16 protein-coding genes and 1 tRNA gene are annotated in these 15,141 nt (G+C 59.4%); 5 read left to right on the top strand and 12 right to left on the bottom strand.

What is annotated here, in order from left to right; all coding sequences use genetic code 11:
- The first annotated feature begins 25 nt into the window (after window positions 1-25).
- Window positions 26-568 carry a SixA phosphatase family protein gene (locus N2599_RS16965; RefSeq protein ID WP_027511780.1) on the top strand — a complete coding sequence of 181 codons (543 nt, stop codon included), beginning with the start codon at window positions 26-28 and terminating at the stop codon, window positions 566-568.
- A 56-nt stretch (window positions 569-624) separates the two neighbouring features.
- On the opposite strand, the gene N2599_RS16970 is transcribed toward N2599_RS16965, so the two are convergent.
- Both N2599_RS16970 and N2599_RS16975 read right to left on the bottom strand, forming a co-directional pair.
- Window positions 625-1,455 carry an aldo/keto reductase gene (locus tag N2599_RS16970; protein WP_027511781.1) on the bottom strand — a complete coding sequence of 277 codons (831 nt, stop codon included), beginning with the start codon at window positions 1,453-1,455 and terminating at the stop codon, window positions 625-627.
- Window positions 1,456-1,582: 127 nt separating this feature from the next.
- Complete coding sequence (locus N2599_RS16975; RefSeq protein WP_027511782.1) at window positions 1,583-2,131, bottom strand: L,D-transpeptidase family protein; 549 nt, start codon at window positions 2,129-2,131, stop codon at window positions 1,583-1,585.
- A gap of 142 nt (window positions 2,132-2,273) precedes the next feature.
- Here N2599_RS16975 and N2599_RS16980 point away from each other — a divergent pair, with 142 nt between their 5' ends.
- Both N2599_RS16980 and N2599_RS16985 read left to right on the top strand, forming a co-directional pair.
- Entirely contained in the window at window positions 2,274-2,957 is a 684-nt protein-coding gene (locus tag N2599_RS16980; RefSeq protein ID WP_027511783.1) for a response regulator transcription factor, read from the top strand.
- A gap of 13 nt (window positions 2,958-2,970) precedes the next feature.
- Window positions 2,971-3,426: a cyclic nucleotide-binding domain-containing protein gene (locus N2599_RS16985; RefSeq protein WP_027511784.1), complete on the top strand. Its 456-nt coding sequence runs from the start codon at window positions 2,971-2,973 to the stop codon at window positions 3,424-3,426.
- 3 nt (window positions 3,427-3,429) lie between these two features.
- On the opposite strand, the gene N2599_RS16990 is transcribed toward N2599_RS16985, so the two are convergent.
- From N2599_RS16990 to tesB, 6 genes are all read right to left on the bottom strand, one after another.
- Complete coding sequence (locus N2599_RS16990; protein ID WP_027511785.1) at window positions 3,430-4,233, bottom strand: exodeoxyribonuclease III; 804 nt, start codon at window positions 4,231-4,233, stop codon at window positions 3,430-3,432.
- A gap of 118 nt (window positions 4,234-4,351) precedes the next feature.
- Window positions 4,352-5,020, bottom strand: a complete 669-nt coding sequence (locus tag N2599_RS16995; protein ID WP_027511786.1) for an outer membrane lipoprotein carrier protein LolA — start codon at window positions 5,018-5,020, stop codon at window positions 4,352-4,354.
- A gap of 136 nt (window positions 5,021-5,156) precedes the next feature.
- Window positions 5,157-7,817, bottom strand: a complete 2,661-nt coding sequence (locus N2599_RS17000) for an FtsK/SpoIIIE family DNA translocase (protein WP_027511787.1) — start codon at window positions 7,815-7,817, stop codon at window positions 5,157-5,159.
- 243 nt (window positions 7,818-8,060) lie between these two features.
- Complete coding sequence (locus tag N2599_RS17005) at window positions 8,061-9,497, bottom strand: ammonium transporter (protein WP_027511788.1); 1,437 nt, start codon at window positions 9,495-9,497, stop codon at window positions 8,061-8,063.
- Window positions 9,498-9,525: 28 nt separating this feature from the next.
- Window positions 9,526-9,864 (bottom strand): P-II family nitrogen regulator, encoded by a 339-nt coding sequence (locus N2599_RS17010; protein ID WP_027511789.1) that lies wholly within the window; start codon window positions 9,862-9,864, stop codon window positions 9,526-9,528.
- Between the two features lie 223 nt (window positions 9,865-10,087).
- Window positions 10,088-10,972, bottom strand: a complete 885-nt coding sequence (gene tesB / locus N2599_RS17015; RefSeq protein ID WP_027511790.1) for an acyl-CoA thioesterase II — start codon at window positions 10,970-10,972, stop codon at window positions 10,088-10,090.
- Between the two features lie 83 nt (window positions 10,973-11,055).
- On the opposite strand from tesB, the gene N2599_RS17020 reads away from it, so the two are divergent.
- Complete coding sequence (locus N2599_RS17020; RefSeq protein WP_027511791.1) at window positions 11,056-12,270, top strand: ubiquinone biosynthesis hydroxylase; 1,215 nt, start codon at window positions 11,056-11,058, stop codon at window positions 12,268-12,270.
- On the opposite strand, the gene N2599_RS17025 is transcribed toward N2599_RS17020, so the two are convergent.
- From N2599_RS17025 to N2599_RS17040, 4 genes are all read right to left on the bottom strand, one after another.
- Window positions 12,267-12,455, bottom strand: coding sequence for a Trm112 family protein (locus N2599_RS17025; RefSeq protein WP_027511792.1), 189 nt, complete (start codon window positions 12,453-12,455; stop codon window positions 12,267-12,269). The two genes, N2599_RS17020 and N2599_RS17025, sit on opposite strands and share 4 nt — an antisense overlap.
- 10 nt (window positions 12,456-12,465) lie before the next feature.
- Window positions 12,466-13,149, bottom strand: coding sequence for an LON peptidase substrate-binding domain-containing protein (locus N2599_RS17030; protein WP_027511793.1), 684 nt, complete (start codon window positions 13,147-13,149; stop codon window positions 12,466-12,468).
- A gap of 104 nt (window positions 13,150-13,253) precedes the next feature.
- Window positions 13,254-14,225, bottom strand: a complete 972-nt coding sequence (trxA, locus tag N2599_RS17035) for a thioredoxin (RefSeq protein WP_027511794.1) — start codon at window positions 14,223-14,225, stop codon at window positions 13,254-13,256.
- Between the two features lie 52 nt (window positions 14,226-14,277).
- Window positions 14,278-14,787, bottom strand: coding sequence for a prolyl-tRNA synthetase associated domain-containing protein (locus N2599_RS17040; protein ID WP_027511795.1), 510 nt, complete (start codon window positions 14,785-14,787; stop codon window positions 14,278-14,280).
- Between the two features lie 253 nt (window positions 14,788-15,040).
- Between N2599_RS17040 and N2599_RS17045 the strand changes: the two genes are divergently transcribed.
- Window positions 15,041-15,115, top strand: a tRNA-Gly gene (locus tag N2599_RS17045).
- Window positions 15,116-15,141: the final 26 nt, after the last annotated feature.

Raw genomic sequence — 15,141 nt, forward strand, 5'->3', positions numbered from 1 at the left:
TTTCCTGCCCTTTCAGGTGAGCAGCATGAATGCGCCAAACAAGCCTTCGCCGAAGTACCTTCGCCTTTTTCTTCTGCGTCACGCAAAATCCGCCTGGCCGGCCGATATCGCGGATCATGACCGTCCGCTAGCAAAGCGCGGGCGAAAGGCTGCACCCTTGATCGGCGCCTATATGGCGCGTGAAAAGCTCTTTCCCGACCTCGTCCTAGTATCAACCGCTCAGCGCGCGCAGGGAACATGGAAGCGTGTCGCGAAAAAACTTTCCGCTTCGATTGCTGAACGCGACGTGCCGGACTTATACGAAGCCCCGGCGGGGCGGATTGCCGGCATCCTCCAGAAGATTGAATCGTCGGCCCGGACAGTCATGCTCGTCGGACACAATCCCGGTTTTCAGGACCTCGCGAACAATCTCATCGGCAATGGCGATCCAGACGCTTGCGCGCGCCTGAAGGACAAATTCCCCACTGCCGGCTTGGCAATCATTGCGTTTGAGGCGAACCGTTGGGCGGATATATCGCCAGGAAGCGGACGCCTCGAACGCTTCGTGACGCCGCGTGAACTCAGGTGAGCAACCATCTCCTCCTCGCCGCAATGGTGGAGAGGAGGAGATAGAAGGTCTCTTGATCAGAACGTTGCCGTATAGGGTTCCGGCCCCATGCGGGCATTCCTGTCGTCGAGCTTGGCAATCGCCGCCATGTCCTCGGCATCGAGCTTGAAATCGAAGACCTGGAAGTTTTCCTCGATACGCGACGGCGTTACCGACTTGGGGATCACGACAAGACCGGTATCGATGTGCCAGCGGATGATGACCTGCGCCGGCGTCTTACCATGCTTCTTGGCGATCTCACCGACAACCGGATTTGCAATGAACTTGCCCTGACCGAGCGGGCTCCAGGATTCAGTGACGATATTCAGTTTCCGGTGCGCGTCCTGCGCGGCCTTCTGCTGAAAATCCGGGTGCAGCTCGATCTGGTTGATGACCGGAACCACGCCGGTATCGCCGATGATGTGATCCAGATGATCCGGATAGAAGTTGGAGACGCCGATCGATCGAGCGCGGCCTTCTGCCCTGATCTTGACGAAAGCCTTCCAGGTTTCGCGATAGAGGCCGCGGTGCGGCGACGGCCAGTGGATCAGGTAAAGATCGACATATTCTGTGCCGAGCTTCTTCAGACTGCCCTCGAAGGCGCGCATGGTGCTGTCGTAACCCTGATCCGTGTTGCGAAGCTTGGTGGTGATGAAAACATCCTTACGATCGAGGCCGGAGGAACGCACACCCTCGCCGACACCCTCTTCGTTGTCGTAGCCGGAAGCCGTATCGATATGGCGGTAGCCGGCTTCGAGGGCCTTGCGGACCGTCGGCGCCGCGATATCCTGTGGCGTCTGCCATACGCCGAGGCCGACCTGGGGAATGGAATGTCCGTCATGGAAAGTGATGATGGGTTGATTGGCCACAATATATCTCCGGAAGTTTGAAGAATTGGAGGGGGATAAAATTGAATCCGCAAGCGGATTTCCCGGCAGCCTGAGTGCCGGTCAAACGGATATAGGAGACGGCGTACGAATTATCACCCCTGACGCCTCAGAGAACGCGTATCGTTGTCCCCTTGCGCATATGCGGCAGAAGCCGGCGCATGTCGCGTGGATGGACGGCGATGCAACCGGCCGTCGGCTCATAGCCCGGCCTGATGAGATGGAAGAAGATTGCCGATCCCCGATTGCGGGTGCGGGATGTGATATTCCAATCCGTGACGACACATATATCGTAGAGTCCATCCTTGCGCTTCAACTCCTCGTGGCTTGGACGGAACGGCGCCCTGACGAGGCGATTGTAGTTCGGATCGCCGGGCTGGTCGCACCAGAGCATGTCCTGCCGGATGCGGCGGATCGAGAGCGGTGTTTCGAGGCGGCTCGGATGCTCGCCGCGGCGGAAGCCGTAAAGCAGCTTCAACGAAGCAATCGGCGTTGCACCGTCGCCCTCGCGCTTCAAGATGGTGCGGCCGGAGCGGCCGATTGCAGCGGGAACGACGAGAGGACCGCATTGAACCAGTGCACGGCTCTGCCTGCCGGGCGCCGGACGCACAATAATGGTGGATGGTGCGGTTCTTCGGGTTCGCCTTTTTTTCTCCATCTTTCTCACATGTTCTTGTTTTGCTTGTGAGTTCAATTGAAATCACATCGGCCCCAGCTGGGCAACAGCACGTCTTCTGGTCTTTGCCAACGATTGAATATGTCGTAGGACTTGATTGGACGGAATTGAGGAACAGAACCGCATGACCGCACGCACCATTCTACTGGTGGATGATGATAGCGACCTCCGCGAAACACTCACGGAGCAGCTTGCGCTCTATGATGAATTCACGGTTTTGCAAGAGGCAACAGCCGGCAAAGGCGTACAGGTTGCGCGCAGCACGCCTATCGACCTTCTCATCATGGATGTGGGACTGCCGGACATGGATGGGCGCGAAGCCGTGAAGATTCTGCGCAAGGGCGGTTTCAAGGCGCCGATCATCATGCTGACCGGGCACGACACGGATTCAGATACCATCCTTGGTTTGGAAGCCGGCGCCAACGATTATGTCACCAAGCCATTCCGCTTTGCAGTGCTTCTGGCGCGCATCCGCGTTCAGCTTCGGCAGCATGAACAGAGCGAGGACGCAACCTTCACGGTCGGTCCCTATCTCTTCAAGCCGAGCCAAAAGCTGCTCACCGCCGAGAACGGCCAGAAGATCCGTCTCACGGAGAAGGAAGCGGCGATTATCCGCTACCTCTATCGCGCAGAGCAGAAGGTCGTTACCCGCGACGTGCTTCTTGAGGAAGTATGGGGTTACAATTCCGGCGTGACGACCCATACGCTTGAAACACACGTCTACCGCCTGCGCCAGAAGATCGAGCGCGATCCCTCGAACGCCGAAATCCTCGTGACGGAAAACGGCGGCTACAAAATCATACCGTAGGGCAAAGAGCCGGATGGCGCTGACAGACGATATCAACTTGCTTTCGCAGCAGCAGCTCTTCAGAGGCATGTCTGCCGATCAGCTGCGGTTGATCGCCTTCGGCGCCGACCGGCGTTTGATTTCCACCGGACAGATGCTCTTCCGCGAGGGATCGCCCGCCGAAAGCGCTTACGTGGTTGCCGGCGGTGCGCTGGAGCTCAGCACGGCCGACCCCGATGGCCATCCCAAGGTCAAGCACATCGCCGGTCCCGGCACACTGCTGTCCGAACTCGCGCTGGTAACGCTGGTGGAGCGCAAATTCACGGCCGTGGCCCGAGAGGATTCCAGCGTCATCCGCATCACGCGGGCGCTCTTCCACAGGCTAATCGAGGAATATCCGGACGCAGCCCGGATCATAGAGAGCCGCATTCGCGACAACATCGCGGAATTGGCGGCGCGGGCGACTGCGCAGCTTCACCGTTTTTCGTAGATCTCAGAGATTAAAATGCGCGGTCACCGGCACGTGGTCGGACGGGCGGTCCCATCCGCGAGCTTCCTTCAGGATGTCGATGCGCTGCAACAACGGACCGAGGTCCGATGACGACCAGATATGATCGAGGCGGCGGCCGCGATCGGCGGCTTCCCAGTCCTTGGCGCGGTAGCTCCACCAAGTATAGAGCTTCTCACTCGCCGGCACCTGCTGACGCATGAGATCGAGCCAGGCTCCGCGCTTCATCGCCTCCAGCAGACCCTCGGTTTCGACCGGCGTATGGCTGACGATCTTCAGCAGCTGCTTGTGCGACCAGACGTCGTGCTCGAGCGGCGCAATGTTCAGGTCACCGACGAGGATGGCCGAGGTATTCGCTTCGCCGTTAGCCTTCAGCAGCTTCATTTCCTCGACGAAATCCAGCTTATGGGCAAACTTCGGATTGACGGCCGGGTCCGGCTCGTCACCGCCGGCGGGCACATAGAAGTTGTGCAGCCTGACGCGGCGCCCTTCCCGCTCAAAGATCGCGGAGATATGGCGGGCATGGCCGACATTGCCGTAGTCCAGGCGATGATCCTCACGGAGCGGGATGCGCGATGCAATAGCAACGCCGTGATAGCCTTTCTGGCCATGCACGATGATGTGCTCATAACCCATGGCGCGAAGCGGAGCCGCTGGAAAGAGCTCGTTCGGAACCTTGGTTTCCTGCAAGCAGAGGATATCCGGCCTGTGCTTGAGCACAAACTGCTCAACGATCGGCATGCGCAGGCGCACCGAATTGATGTTCCAGGTGGTAATCGAGAAGCTCATGCCATTGCCTTTAAAAAGAGATGGAAAAGGCCTTAGAGCAAAGGCACGTCGGATGGAACGTCCGCAAACGAAAACGCCCGGCTTTCACCGGGCGTTTTTCACAGAAAGTCATATGGCATCAGTCGCGGTTAGCGGCAGTACCTGGAATGCTTTCATACGGCACTCTGAAAACCTTCTGATCAAACTGAACGCCGGTCCTCACGTTGAACACCATCACCGACGTGTTCTTGCCTTGATTGTCGGTGATCGTCCACTGGCGCAAATCGTAGGTCTTCGGATCGAACATCATCGTGATCGTCGAATTGCCGAAGATCGTCTTGTTACCTAGCGCAATCGTGGTCAGATCCGATTCCTCCTTCACGCTCTTCACCGAACCGTCCGACAGGTTGATCCTGCGTGCAAGCAGCAGGCTGAGCGGCGTCTTCGAAAGCGGATAGAGACTCCAGGTCTTAAGCTTCAGGTTGCCGACGGCGACATTCCTGCCGTCGGAGATCACCCTGATCGGCGACGGATTGTCATAGTTGAAGCGCAGCTTGCCGGGGCGCTCAATGTAGAATTTGCCGCCTGTCTGTTCGCCACGTGGGCCGAACTGGACGAAATCACCCTGCATTGTGGCGACGCCAGAGAAATGATCAGCGATCGCCTGTGCCGTCGCGGAACCGCCGGCAGCAGCTTGCGCAAAGGCTTCGACTGGAATTGCAGTTGAAACGGCAGCCAGCGCCAGTGCACCAACAAGATGGCGGCGGGTGAGCGAGAGGCCTTTGAAGCCGGAATCCGAATTGGTCATCTGGGTCTCCTTTGATGCGACCTGCATGCTGCCGAAAGGCGGCGTCTTCATGGCGCAGACGCACCGCTGCAGAAGGTAACGCTTTCGAGGCTATCAGGTTTCCGTGAAGCCATTGCCCCGGCGGCTTTTCCGGCCGCTAGCGATCGAGGATATCGCCTTCGGTCGGAACCAGGATTTCGCGCTTGCCCGCATGGTTCGCAGGGCCGATGACGCCTTCCTGCTCCATGCGCTCGATCAGTGAAGCGGCGCGGTTATAGCCGATGCCGAGACGGCGCTGGATATAAGACGTCGAAGCCTTGCCGTCGCGAAGCACGATGGCCACTGCCTGATCATAGGGGTCATCGGAATCCGCCAGATTGGAGGTGCCCGCAGGGCCGCCGTAATCATCGTCGTCCTCGTCATCTGCAGTGATCGCCTCGAGATATTGCGGCGCGCCCTGCGTCTTCAGATAAGAAACGATCTCCTCGACTTCCATATCGGCCACGAAGGGACCGTGGACACGCTGAATGCGTCCGCCGCCCGCCATGTAGAGCATATCGCCCATGCCGAGCAGCTGTTCGGCACCCTGTTCGCCGAGGATCGTGCGACTGTCGATCTTCGACGTGACCTGGAAGGAGATGCGCGTCGGGAAGTTGGCCTTGATCGTGCCGGTGATAACGTCGACGGACGGACGCTGGGTGGCCATGATCACGTGAATACCGGCGGCGCGCGCCATCTGCGCCAGGCGCTGGACGGCGCCCTCGATATCCTTGCCGGCGACCATCATGAGGTCGGCCATTTCATCGATGATAACGACGATGTAGGGCATCGGCTGCAGGTCGAATTCCTCGGTTTCGTACATCGCTTCGCCGGTGTGACGGTCAAACCCTGTCTGCACGGTTCGCGAAATGGCCTCACCCTTGACCAACGCCTGCTCGACGCGTGCATTGAAGCCGTCGATGTTGCGGACGCCGATCTTCGACATCTTCTTATAACGCTCCTCCATCTCTCGGACGGTCCATTTGAGCGCGACGACAGCCTTCTTCGGATCGGTGACGACCGGCGACAACAGATGCGGAATGCCGTCGTAAACTGAGAGTTCGAGCATCTTCGGGTCGATCATGATCAGGCGGCACTGTTCCGGCGTCAGACGGTAGAGTAGTGACAGGATCATCGTGTTGATGGCAACCGACTTGCCGGAGCCAGTTGTACCGGCAACGAGCAGGTGCGGCATCTTCGCAAGATCAGCGATGACGGCTTCGCCGCCGATTGTCTTGCCGAGCGCCATCGCAAGCTTTGCCTTCGAGCCTTCGAAATCGCGTGATGCGATCAGTTCCCGCAGGTACACCGTTTCACGCGTCGAGTTCGGCAATTCGATTCCGATCGCGTTTCGGCCGGGAACCACGGCGACACGGGCGGCGATCGCGCTCATGGAGCGGGCAATATCGTCTGCAAGGCCGATGACGCGTGAGGACTTGATGCCGGGAGCCGGCTCAAGCTCATAGAGCGTGACGACCGGGCCGGGGCGGACATGGATGATTTCACCCTTGACGCCGAAGTCTTCGAGGACGCCTTCGAGCATGCGGGCATTCTGCTCCAGCGCATCGGCCGAAAGCGACGAGTCGCGAACGACGTTCTTTGGCTCGGCAAGCAGATGAATCGAGGGAACCTGGAAGCCCTCTGGGCGAATGAAGGAACCCTGCGACTCGCGCTCGATGCGAGCACCAGGCTTTGGCCGCGAGACCTGCGGCACGACGCGCGGCTCGGGCTTGCCGCCAGCGGTCTTCGCCGGTGCACGCATCATCCAGCCCTCGTCGTCGTCCGGCAGAATATCGGCCGGACGCGGCGGCATGTCGCTATCGAACGGCACATCGTCATCATCATCGTCGTTGAGCGAAATCGACGGCGCGGAGACGACACGGCGGAGCGAACCGTTGCGTGGTTCCATTGACGGCTCCAGGCGCTCGCCGCGGCCTGCCGGCGCCTTGGCGCGGACGGGCTCGTTCAGGGTACCGAATTCATCGTCGTTGAAGTCATAGGGCGATTCGAAATCGCTCTGACGGCGCTTGCGCGGCCCTAGGCCGAAGATGCGGCGCATCCGCGCCTGGCTCATGTACCAGACATGCGTCAACGCTCCGAATGCAAGCCACCCACCCTCTTCGTCGTCTTCATCCTCATCACCAATCGAGCGGGCCTTGGACGGTGCAGCCACGAATGCATCGCTCACGTCCTCGTCGGCTTCCGTGCGGCCAACGATGCCCGCAGCAAATAGCATCATCCAGGCGGTGGGCAGCGCGAACACGCCGCCGACAGCCGTCGCGAACGCGCCGCTCGGGTAGGCGCCGACGAAAAGAGCCGGAAAACGAAGGATCATATCGCCGATGACGCCGCCTATACCGTTGGGGATCGGCCATGTCAGGGGCGGCGGGATGCAACCGATCACGGCAGACGAAAGGACCGAACCTAGGGCCCAGGCGCCGGCTCGAGCGGGAATGCGGCTGATGCGGCGGCCGGAAATCAATGCCAGGGCCCAGGCGACGACCGGCAGCAGCGCCACAACACTGGCAAGCCCGAAAAACTGCATCGCGATATCGGCAAAGGCGGCGCCGCCATATCCCAGGACATTTGCCGGCGGATTGCCGGTTGCGTAGGAATAGCTCGGATCTGAGACGTTCCATGTCGCCAGTGCTGCAACCGCCAGCGCCAATAGCAGGAAGATCGCAAAACCCAGGAGAGCTTGCGCCTGCCTGAGCACGAACCCTGAGAGGGAGAAACGGTCCGGCCGGTTATCGATCACCGGCGAAGTGCTTCTTGCCATATACCCAACCCGTCCAATGCTGAGCGCGCGAGTCGCCGAGGCGTCGCCACGCAATATGCGTCCGCCCCACCTAATCAAAGGAGGGTTAAAGCGATGTTAACCATGAGAGATCGGATAGGCCCGACCGGCAAATAAAAAGGCCCGAACCTGAAAAGGTCCGGGCCAAGATGCGGCCTATATATTTCGATAGGCCGCGACGGGCTGTTCTGCGGCGCCCTCTGCTGGGCGCCGCAATCCCTGTGATCAAGAAGAGTGGTAGGCAGCTTCGCCGTGGGTCGACAGGTCGAGACCTTCGCGTTCTGCCTCCGGGGTTACGCGCAGGCCGATGATAAGGTCGACGATCTTGTAGAGGATCGCAGAGCCAACGCCCGACCAGACGAGGGTCGTCAGGACGCCCTTGAACTGAGCCCAGACCTGAGTTGCCGTACCAGCATAAGAAGCAGCGAAATCCGCCGTCGAATAGTCGACGATGCCTGCACCGCCGAGAGCCGGGTTGACGAGAATGCCGGTGCCGATTGCACCGATGATGCCGCCAACGCAATGGACGCCGAAGACGTCAAGGCTGTCGTCATAGTTGAACTTGTTCTTCACGACGTCGACGAAGAAGTAGCAGACCGGCGAAACGATGAGGCCGAGAACGATCGAACCCATCGGACCTGCAAAGCCTGCTGCCGGAGTAACGGCAACGAGACCGGCAACTGCACCCGAAGCAGCACCCAGCATGGAAGCCTTGCCGCGGGCGAAGGTTTCAACGATGCACCAGGAAACAGCGGCAGCAGCGGCTGCGAGGAAAGTGTTGATCATGGCAAGCGAAGCGTAGGCATTTGCTTCGAGGTTGGAGCCGGCGTTGAAGCCGAACCAACCGACCCACAGGAGCGCTGCGCCGACCATGGTGAGCGTCATCGAGTGCGGAGCCATGATTTCCTTCTTATAGCCCGTGCGCTTGCCGAGCATGATGGCGCCGACGAGGCCGGCAATACCAGCATTGATGTGAACGACCGTGCCGCCGGCGAAGTCGATTGCACCATAGGAGAAGATCAGGCCGGACGGCGAAGTGTACGAGCTCGGACCACCCCAGAACCAAACCATGTGCGCCATCGGGAAGTAGATGAAGGTGACCCACAGGATAACGAACAGGATGACGGCAGAGAACTTGATGCGCTCGGCAAACGCACCGACGATGAGGCCGGGCGTGATGCAGGCAAACGTCATCTGGAACACAATGAAGGTGTATTCCGGAATGGCGACGCCTTTCGAGAAGGTCTCGACAAGCGACGCCGTGTTGACGCCGGCGAGGAAGGCCTTGGAGAAACCGCCGACGAAGCTGTTCAGCGAGCCGCCGTCAGTGAAGGCCAGCGAGTAGCCGTAGGTGACCCAGATCAGGGACACAACGGCAGTGATCATGAATACCTGCATCAGCACGGAGAGCATGTTCTTGGCGCGCACGAGGCCGCCGTAGAAGAGAGCCAGGCCCGGAATGGTCATCAACAGCACGAGCGCCGATGAGACGAGCATCCAGGTATTGTCACCCTTGTCCATGGTGAAGGCCGGAGCCGCTGCAGCCGCGGCATCGGCAGCAGCCGGCGCGGTCTCCTGCGCGAAGGCGACGACCGGCGCGAAAAGCGCGGCAGACGCAGCCCCGAGCCGCGCAAATGTGGAGGAAAACTTCGAAATTGACATTGGAATAAAGCTCCTTGCTCAGCCGTTCTTACAGCGCTTCGGTATCGGTTTCGCCCGTGCGGATACGGACGGCATGGTCGATCGAGTAGACGAAAATCTTGCCGTCGCCGATCTGGCCGGTCTTGGCTGACGACGCGATGGCTTCGACGGCCTTGTCGACGATTTCTGATGCGACGGCGATCTCGATCTTGAGCTTCGGCAGGAAGCTGACTGCATATTCCGTACCGCGATAGATTTCGGTATGCCCCTTCTGGCGTCCGTAGCCCTTCACCTCGGTCACGGTCAGGCCTTGGATGCCGATCGCCGTGAGGGCTTCGCGGACCTCATCGAGCTTGAACGGCTTGATAATGGCCATCACAATTTTCATCTGGTTTTCCCATCCTTCGTTATCCTCGGCGCGGAGCCGACTCTCCTTGCCGCTGACATTCACGAACAGCGACTGGGGATATACATTCAAAGGGCGTGCCAGATTCGAAGCAGACTATAAGTTATTGAAAAATAAAGAGTATAATGAACGATGCTATTTAAGAGGCAAATGGTAGGGCAAGAACCGCCCAAATAATGCCCAAATTTGAAAAAATGCACATTTTTTATTCATTTGCCTTTTTCCGAATCAAACCTTCCTGCGCGACTGACGCAATCAGAACGCCAGACCGCGTGAACAGGCTACCGCGCGTGAGCCCACGAGCGCCGGAAGCAGATGGACTATCCTGCGTGTAAAGCAGCCAATCCGTAAGTTTATCAGGCCGATGAAACCACATGGAATGGTCGAGGCTCGCAACCTGCAGGCTTTGGTCGAAGATCGACGTTCCGTGAGCGTAGAGCGAGGTATCAAGTAGCGTCATGTCTGAGAGATAGGCAAGCACTGCGGCTTGATAGAGCCGGTTATCCGGGACCGGCCCCGTCGCGCGCACCCAGACGTCCTGACGGGGATCGAGCTTCCTGTCGGAAAAATAGTGCGTCAGCGAAACCGGCCGGATTTCGATCGGCCGTTCGCGCTCCCAGTATTTGCGCACAGCCGGCGGCGCATGCGCGAGATACTGTTCCTTGATCTGCTGCTCGCCGAGCAGCTTTTCCGGCGTCGGAACATCCGGCATTTCGATCTGGTGATCGAAACCCGGTTCCTCGATCTGGAAGGAGCACGAGAGCGCAAAAATCGCCTTGCCGTGCTGGATCGCCACGACCCGGCGCGTATTGAAGCTCGATCCGTCGCGAATGCGTTCCACCTGATAGACGATCGGCACGGAAGGATCGCCCGGCCGCATGAAATAGGCATGGAGTGAGTGAACGAAGCGCTCTGTCTCGATCGTCCGCTGGGCAGCCATCAGTGCCTGACCGATCACCTGTCCGCCAAAAACGCGTTGCCAGCCAACCTGCGGGCTGCGACCACGAAAGATATCGACCTCGATCGGCTCGAGATCGAGCGTCGCGAGCAGCGTTTCCATGGCCGTGGGCTTGGCTGCGTCTTCCATCATTTGTTCAGCTCCCGACGGTAGGAAGTGGGGATGCGATGATCTATATAGATCGTCATTGTAATCACAAGCGCGGGGAGCAGGCGATGCTGGACATGCTGGTTGTTGGCGGAGGTTATGTCGGCCTTTCCGCGGCGGTCGCGGTCAAGCAGGCAGCCCCCCACCTTGAGATTGCGGTCGTTGAAGCATCGCCTGAGCATGTCTGGCAGAAGGATATGCGCGCCTCCGCAGTCATCGCCGCAGCAACGAAGATGCTGGAGGTCTTCGGCATCTGGGAAGAAATCCTTCCGGAAGCCCAGCCGATCACCAAGATGATCGTGACCGATTCCAGGACCTCCGATCCGGTGCGTCCGGTTTTCCTTACCTTCGACGGTGAAGTGGAAGATGGCCGCCCCTTCGCGCACATGATCCCGAACGCCGTCATGGTCCGCGCGCTGCGCGGCGTCTGCGACCGGCTCGGCATCGAAATCCGGCATGGACTGAGCGCCTCTGGCCTGAAGACGGAAGAAAACCGGATTTCCATCACGCTGTCCGATGGCAGCATGCTGGAGTCACGCCTGCTCGTGGCCTGTGACGGCGTGCGGTCGAAGCTCCGCGATCTGGCGGGCATAAAGACGGTCACCTGGGATTACGGCCAGTCCGGCATCGTTGTGACCGTCGAGCATGAGCGGCCGCACAATGGCTGCGCCGAAGAGCATTTCCTCCCATCCGGCCCCTTCGCGATCCTGCCGCTCACCAACAACCGCTCCTCCCTTGTCTGGACCGAACGCACGCACGATGCCGACCGGCTTGTTTCCGACGACGACCTGATTTTCGAGGAGGAACTGGAGCGCCGTTTCGGGCACAAGCTCGGCGCGCTCAAGGTCATTGGCGAAAAGCGTGCCTTCCCGCTCGGCCTCACGCTTGCCCGCGCCTTCGTGGCACCGCGCGTTGCACTTGCCGGCGATGCGGCACACGGCATTCATCCGATTTCCGGCCAAGGTCTCAATCTCGGCTTCAAGGACGTGGCCGCGCTGGCTGAGACCGTCGTCGAGGCCGACCGCCTCGGGCTCGATATTGGCTCGATCAATATTCTCGAACGCTACCAGACCTGGCGCCGCTTCGACACCTTCCGCATGGGGGTTACGACCGACGTGCTGAACCGGTTGTTCTCGAATGACATAATGCCGGTGCGCATTGCCCGCGATGTCGGCCTCGGCATCGTCGACAGGCTGCCGAGCCTCAAGTCCTTCTTCATCGGGCAGGCGGCCGGCACGGCGGCCAGGAACAATCCAAGGCTTTTGGCAGGCGAGACGATCTAATCGTCAAGCCTCCGTGCCTCTGACACCAGCATGATCGGGATGCCGTCACGGATCGGATAGGCAAGGCGCGCCTTTTCCGAGACGAGTTCGTTGTGCTCCCGGTCATAGCTGAGCCTTCCCTTGGTCAGCGGGCAAACCAAGAGCTCAAGCAGTTTCGGATCAACACGGCTGAGTTTTTCGTCCATACCCGATGATTTACTGCAAAACCGTATCGGAGTCACCGAAGACGCGCGCGAGCACGATTTCGGTAATGGCGATCAGGGTTTCCGCTCTGGTCTTAAGATCGGGCGCCTCCAGCAGCGCCTGCTTCTCGGCAGGGCCAAAGGGCGACATCATCGCAAGCGAATTCACGAGCGTCAGGTTGCTGGCGCGCTCGACGCTTTCCCAATCGGCCTCAAGCTTGTTCGCATCGAGATAAGCCCTGAACGCGGAGAGCAAGGCGCCACGATCGACGGCGTCTTCCTCATCGCGTGCGGAGAGATCGGAAATGAAGGGAGCGATGTGGAAGCTTCTGAACGGCTCATGCGTCATTTTTTCGCCAAGTAGGCGAAAGCGGCAAACGCCCGTCAGCGAAACGATATAGCGCCCGTCGCCCGTCTCCGCAAAAGAGGTGATCCGCCCGATGCAGCCGACGGGAGCGAGATGAGGTTCGCCACTCTTCTCGCCCGCCGTCGAATCGTTATCACCAAGCGCGGGCTGGACCATGCCGATCAGCCGATTGCCGGCCAGAGCGGCGTCAAACATCGCGAGATAACGTGGCTCGAAAATATTCAGCGGAAGCTGTCCCGTAGGCAGAAGAAGAGCGCCGGTCAGAGGAAAGACGGCGATCGAATCTGGCAGATCGCCGGGCTTTAAATATCTTGCATTCCCGACTTGCATCAAACCTTGTCCCGCAACCAACCGGCAGGAGCGAAACGATACTCCTGTTCTGCCTCTGAAATGTGGTGCCCTTGCCCAAAAACGCAAGGGCAAGGTTTCTAAAGTTATGAGAAGAGCATCGCTGAAAGCTTGCGCCGCGCGGACACGGTTGCCGGGTCCTTGAAGCCCCAGACTTCGAAGAACTGCAGGAGCTGACGGCGCGCGCCATCGTCATCGAAGGTCCGGTCCTTGCGCATGATGTGGAGCAGATGGTCTGCCGCCTCATCGCGCTTTCCCTCGACGTTCAGGATCTTGGCAAGCTTCATGCGTGCGTCGTGATTGTCCGGATCGAGCGCAAGGTCCTGCTCCAGGGCGACGGGATCGCCGAGCTTGCGAGCTTCTTCGATCTGATCGAGCTTCGTGATGACGGCTTGAATCCCGGCGTCATTGGCAAGCCCTTCCGGCAGATCGGTTAAGGCTTCGCGAGCGCGCTGATGCTGGTTGGCGGCAATCATGCATTCGGCCATTCCAGCAAGCGCCTTGGCATTTTCCGGATCGGCTTGCATCACTGCACCGTAGAGCTGCGCGGCACCATTGACGTCGCCCGCGGCAAGAAGGCCCGACGCCTCCTCAAGCACCGCTTCGATCTCCGCAGCCTGATCCGCACCGGCAGGACCGGCGAGGCGGTCGATGAACTGGCGAACCTGGCTTTCCGGCACAGCACCCATGAAACCATCGGCCGGGCGGCCGCCGACGAAGGCGATCACGGCCGGGATCGACTGAATGCCGAGTTGGCCTGCGATCGACGGATGGTCGTCGATATTCATCTTCACGAGCTTCACGCGGCCTTGCGCCTCGTTGACCGCCTTTTCGAGCACCGGCGTCAATTGCTTGCAGGGGCCGCACCAAGGCGCCCAGAAATCAACGAGCACCGGCTGGTTGCGCGATTCCTCGATGACGTCCGTCGTGAAAGTGGCGGTTGTCGTATCCTTGATATGTCCGCCGCCTGCCGCCGGCTGCGGCGCCGAACCGAAGTTCGCCGTTGCCGACATCTGCGTGCCGAAGGAATTGCCGTAAGGATTGTCGCTGCCGCTCATTGGTATCTCCCGCCATGCCGGTGCCCGGCTTTTCTAGCGCTAAAATCGTATGTCAGGCCGTCACTTTCAAGACAAGCGGCTTATGGCCGGTCGCTTCCATGAAGCGGATGAGGTCTGCGCTTGCAATCGACGTTGTCGCATCGTTGGACAACGGATGGCAATTGACGATCTCCTCCTTCATCAAGTCCACGTCGAGCACGAAGGTCACATTGATGCCCGTGTCGTTGATAGCGCCAAAGGCCGTGACCGCGCCGGGGATCACGCCAAGATATTCCATCAGCTTTTCCGGTTTGCCGAACGAAACCTTGCTGGCCGCACCGATTAATGCATGCACGGTCTTGAGATCGACAACGGCATGCTCTTCGACGGTCAGCAGGAAGAACTGATCCTTCTTATCCTTCACGAAAAGGTTTTTTGTATGCCCGCCAGGGATTTCATCGCGCAGCGACACCGATTCGGCCACGGTGAAGACCGGAGCATGCTGCCGCGTGCTGTGCGCGATACCGAGCCCATCGAGGAAAGCGAAAAGATCGTCTCTGTTTTTCGGCTTGGCTTCGGTCATCGCGGCATCCGTCTGGAATGAAAGGGGTAAGGCGCCCTGATTAAGTCGGAGGAACATGTTTTGCAATGTTCGTGATCGACGCTTTTCCTTGAATTTGCGGCGGTTTGCGAAGCAGCTTCCGGGCACTTCGAATTTTTCTTGGCCTTTCCGTCATTTCCCTGTTGCATTTGAAAATCGATTGGGCCATATAGCGCCCGTCGCCGCAAGGTGGCAGCCCACGGTCCATCAACTACCCCGGACCGATGCGGATTGAGCGGGTGTAGCTCAGGGGTAGAGCACAACCTTGCCAAGGTTGGGGTCGAGGGTTCAAATCCCTTCGCCCGCTCCAGTTTTTCAAAAGAAAACAATCGGTTA

Origin of the sequence: Rhizobium sullae (genome assembly GCF_025200715.1) — a bacterium.
In the GTDB taxonomy this organism is placed as follows: domain Bacteria; phylum Pseudomonadota; class Alphaproteobacteria; order Rhizobiales; family Rhizobiaceae; genus Rhizobium; species Rhizobium sullae.